This is a genomic window from Pseudoalteromonas sp. TAB23 (assembly GCF_000498075.1).
Lineage (GTDB): Bacteria > Pseudomonadota > Gammaproteobacteria > Enterobacterales > Alteromonadaceae > Pseudoalteromonas > Pseudoalteromonas arctica.
The window spans coordinates 1-4,405 of the sequence record NZ_AUTP01000207.1 but is presented as its reverse complement, the minus strand read 5'-3'; the positions used below and the strand labels follow the sequence as shown (position 1 = coordinate 4,405).

Annotated in this window: 4 protein-coding genes and 1 pseudogene; 1 reads left to right on the top strand and 4 read right to left on the bottom strand. The window is 37.7% G+C overall.

Annotated elements, in window-relative coordinates; translation table 11 throughout:
- On the top strand, nucleotides 1-626 hold a 626-nt coding region (locus L654_RS0110905), incomplete at its 5' end, for a VWA domain-containing protein (RefSeq protein ID WP_024608028.1).
- 188 nt (nucleotides 627-814) lie between these two features.
- Here the strand turns inward: L654_RS0110905 and L654_RS0110900 are convergent.
- The 4 genes and pseudogenes from L654_RS0110900 to L654_RS0110885 form a co-directional block, all read right to left on the bottom strand.
- Nucleotides 815-2,230 carry a hypothetical protein gene (locus L654_RS0110900; RefSeq protein ID WP_024608027.1) on the bottom strand — a complete coding sequence of 472 codons (1,416 nt, stop codon included), beginning with the start codon at nucleotides 2,228-2,230 and terminating at the stop codon, nucleotides 815-817.
- 123 nt (nucleotides 2,231-2,353) lie between these two features.
- Nucleotides 2,354-2,637 (bottom strand): annotated as a pseudogene (locus L654_RS01000000125920) (transcriptional regulator).
- 94 nt (nucleotides 2,638-2,731) lie between these two features.
- Nucleotides 2,732-3,187 carry a GNAT family N-acetyltransferase gene (locus tag L654_RS0110890; protein WP_024608026.1) on the bottom strand — a complete coding sequence of 152 codons (456 nt, stop codon included), beginning with the start codon at nucleotides 3,185-3,187 and terminating at the stop codon, nucleotides 2,732-2,734.
- A 64-nt stretch (nucleotides 3,188-3,251) separates the two neighbouring features.
- Nucleotides 3,252-4,405, bottom strand: a 1,154-nt coding sequence (locus tag L654_RS0110885; RefSeq protein WP_024608025.1) for a divalent metal cation transporter, incomplete at its 5' end; no start/stop codon positions are given.

Below are 4,405 nucleotides of genomic sequence, written 5' to 3'. Positions count from 1 at the left end.
CAATTAAACTCGCCCTTAAAAAACTACGTAAATTTGCCCGCACTGGCGCAAGCGACACGCTTGATTTAAACGAGACTATTCGCGCTACTGCAAAACAAGGCGGCATGCTTGATGTAAAAATGGCACCCGAGCGCCACAATGCAGTAAAAGTACTCATGCTGTTTGATATTGGCGGCTCAATGGATGACTACATTCATACCTGCGAAGAATTATTTAGCGCCGCCCACAGCGAATTTAAACATTTAGAGTTTTACTACTTTCATAACTGTTTATACGAGCACGTATGGCAAGACAACGCGCGCCGCCATTCAAACGTAATCGACACCATGACGCTGATTAATAAATTTACCAGCGATTATAAAGTAATATTTGTGGGTGACGCCACTATGGGACCTTACGAAATAGCTTATGCGGGCGGCTCGGTAGAACACTACAATGAAGAGCCTGGCAGTGCCTGGTTATCACGTGTCACCAACCACTTTGATAAAGTCGCCTGGCTCAACCCACAACCGGTTGAACACTGGCCATACTATCAATCAATTGGCTTTATAAAGGAGTTAATGAACAACCGCATGTATGCGCTGAGCTTGGATGGAATAAGTAGAGCGATAAAAGAGCTGAGTTGAGTTTAAACTTACGTCAGTTCCAGATATAAGCGGCCATTCAATGCTTATATCTGGAACCCTGTCGGGTGACGCCCTCGGATTAACCAACCTACCTTTTTAGGTAGGTCAGATAAGTGGCGAAGCCACGCCATCCGACAAAAATGATGAATTAACTAGGAACAACCCGACTTACCGCATTTTAGAAGCTCTCAGTAATATTTACGAAAGGATTTAATAAATTTAAAAACTAAAAATGAATTTATAATCCTCATGATAAAATTGACGAAGTAAAACTTAGAGTCAACAGGTTGTGAGTCACTTAGAAAGTTCAGACTTTCCAAGCGATGAACAGGGTTAAAAGCCGTGATTAAATCATGCAAAGAGAAATTTAAATAAATAAAATATGAAAAGTTAAATAAAACTATCCAAACCAAAGCAATTAACCAACTTGTATTATACTTAGAAAATATTTTGCTCAATATTAGAGGTAAATAATCCACGAAAGAAAAATTGCTATTATGCTTTATTGATTCAATCTCTGTATTTTTAGCTTCTTTTTGATATGCGTACTTACCAAACGAATCACCACTTAAATCACACATATTACTTAAAGACTCGTAATAATATTTTTTACCATTCAAATACTCATTAAAATTTAAATGGTAGCTTTCATCGTACTTCCCGTAACTAGGCCATGTCGTTCCATGAGATAAACTCGAGTTAAACGAATTTTCACTCACCATACTTTTTTTATCACCGAAACCTTTAAAATCACAAGCGTAAAACTTATTGTTATATAATTTATTTGAGGTAATGCGGAGTAATGATGACGCTGAAAAGGGAGTTACGCCATTAAAATCAATAGAACCATGTTTAGTATTTGAATAGGAAAGGTTAAAGTTGTGAGTAATAAAATTATGAAGCTGAAAATCCCCTAAAAAATTACAGCTAATTTGTATTTTTAAAATACACCACCTCATAAAAACAGCGTCTGGCCTGCTTTTATCATTGGAACTGTTTTCCCAAAAAGAACAATTTCCTTCTATATAACCATATAACTCAAAATTATTAATAATATGTGGAAGGTCAAAATGGGCGTTTTTTACATCCAGATTACATACAACAAGTTTATCCATCTGGAGTTCATTTGAGCTTAAGTCAAAGGTGACACATTCAATATCTCTTATATCTATAGTTTTATTTTCTTTTAACTTTATAGAAGTATCTTTTGACTTAACATTAAATATACATAGAGATTTAATGTTAGATAAACCAATATCAAAGTCTTTAGTATCCATATGCCTAACATAGAGATTGTTAGCCTTAAGGTCAATAAAGTGAATAGAGTCACATTCCAATAGACGAATTTCTAAACTCTCTACAGAGAGATTTTTTATATAAATCCTATTTGCTGTAACCCCACTCAAAGAAAGCTTCGGGAAAACTAAATTATCTAAATGCAGATCACCTTTAAACTCCAAATTATTTAAATGAATATCTGTTTTACAACTTCCATTCCCAATAATATCGGAGATATTATTGTCTTCTACTAATCGCGAATAAGAAACGCATTTTACTAACTCTTGCCACTTATCGCTTTCAGGCTCAACTAACAATTTTTTCAAAGATAAATTCCTTTTTAGATAACCCATATTCTGCAAATAACGGATCACGTCTCTTTTTGCCTATTAAAATAAATAGCCAAGCTTGTCTAAGTACCTAAGTTACTCAAATGAGTTCCTTAAACCCTATAGCTCAGCAATATGATGCAATGTCTCAGGATGACGCTGCACAAGCTTTAACAATGTTATCGCTTGCCCATTTGGTGCGCTGCGTCCTTGTTCCCAATTTTCGAGCGTTCTTGCTGATGTAAGCTGGATATTTCTCGAATATTTACTATTTCATCAGGTGAGATAGCAAGATCGTTGATATCATTTACTGTATGAGAACGTAACGTAAGCTTAACTTGTGAATGTGCTTTAGCATCACTAAGGGTTGTAGTTAATTCTGAAAATAAATCACGTTTACTCATTGTCCTGTCCCCCTAAAAACTCTTTAAATTGCTTTTTATGATCTGCTTTTGAACCTGACTTTTTGTTTCGCTATAAATAATGAGCGCATACAACTTAAAGCCCTTTACTCATAAACAAGCTGTACGGATCTACCTCATAATCACCAAATGGTTCGCATTCTTTAAAACCAAATTGAGTGTAAAGCTTTTGTGCGGGCAAAAATGCCTTTGCCGTGCCGGTCTCTAAGCTTAACTTTTTATAACCTCGCAAGGTCGCTTGCTCAATAATATGCGTGAGTAACTTAGCGGCTATGCCTTGGCGTAAATAGCTGCTTGATGTGCGCATTGATTTAATTTCGCCTTCGGTCGCATTTAGTGCTTTTAAAGCGCCAACACCCGCTAAATTATTATCAATCCATAAGCTATAAAAAGTTATATCGGGCTGAGTGAGTTTACTCACATCAAGTGCATGTACGCTCTCAACGGGTGAGTGCTTTAACATATCGTTATGGTGCACTTGTAGTAACTTTATAACGTGTGGGTTTGAAAGATCACCTATTCTAATATTCATTTATACCTCATTTAAATTTTAAGCTTTAGGGCTTTAATTAAAACCCTAAAGTAAGTGATTATATTTAGAATGCTAGTTTCCACACTACAAACGCGACAGCAAACCCAACTAAGTACACTAAACCTAACCACGTTAAACTACGTAGTAACACGCTATGCTTAATAGCAGGCTCTGATCGCACAAGGCTAAAGTTGAGCCATGCAAATACAGGCGTTGTAACAAATGAAAGTGTCATAGCAAACGTAAGCATGGGGCCAAGGGCTGATTTAAAAAATAAAATAACGGCCATGCCAGCAAGTGCTTGTAGTATTAACCAAATATTTAGGCTGTGTTTTGATTGCTTAAAGCCAAGTAGTTTATGAGATTCGTTAAGCGTACGGGCGTAGCCATCTAGCACGGTGAGTGTAGTGCCAAACATACATAAAAAGGCGATTGCTGATACAAGCGGCCTTGCCCACTCGCCTATTGTTAATGCGTACATATCAATAAGCTGCTTGGCAAACGCGACACCGCCGAGTTCTATACTACTGGTTTGCCCGTACTGCACTAATACACCTAAGCTAAAAAATACCAAGGCTAAGCCAGCTGTAAGCCAGTAACCTACGTTAAAATCGAACAAGCCTTGGCTTTTAGAAACTGTTTGTTGCGCTTGTTTTTCTTTTAGCCATAAAGAACTTAATGCAGATATTTCGATAGGGGCTGGCATCCAGCCCATTAAAGCCACCATAAAGCTAAGCATGGCAAGTTCATACGGTGAAGGTCCCACATAATCAGCAGGTGCCATTGGGCCGTTACTAAATGCAATGGCAAGGGCAATCAAAGTAGCGAGCGTAAGCAGCCCCATAATGCCTTTGGCAACGTTATCTAGCGCTTTAAAGTGTCCAAGTAGCAATATAACTAAACATACACCCAGCAGCATCCAACAAAGCAAGGTTACTTCAATAACCATGGGTAAGGCGTAATGCAGTAAGCTTGCGGTAAGCAGTAATACGCCGGCGGTATTAACAACAGCGGCAACAATGTTTAAGCCAATAAAACTGTAGAAGTAAAACGGGCCTTTGCTTTTATAGCCCTCCACTAGGCTATTTTTAGTGGCGAGTGTGTATTCCATACCAAAGCGAAAAAACGGGTACTTTAAAACATTAACAACGAGGATAAGCCAAAATAATTGCCAGCCAAATATTGCCCCAGCTTGCGTAGAGGCAACTAGGTGAGATC

Coding starts and splice junctions, on each gene's coding strand:
- L654_RS0110890 (WP_024608026.1), bottom strand. CDS start 3,187: ATGAATATTAGAATAGGTGATCTTTCAAACCCACACGTTATAAAGTTA.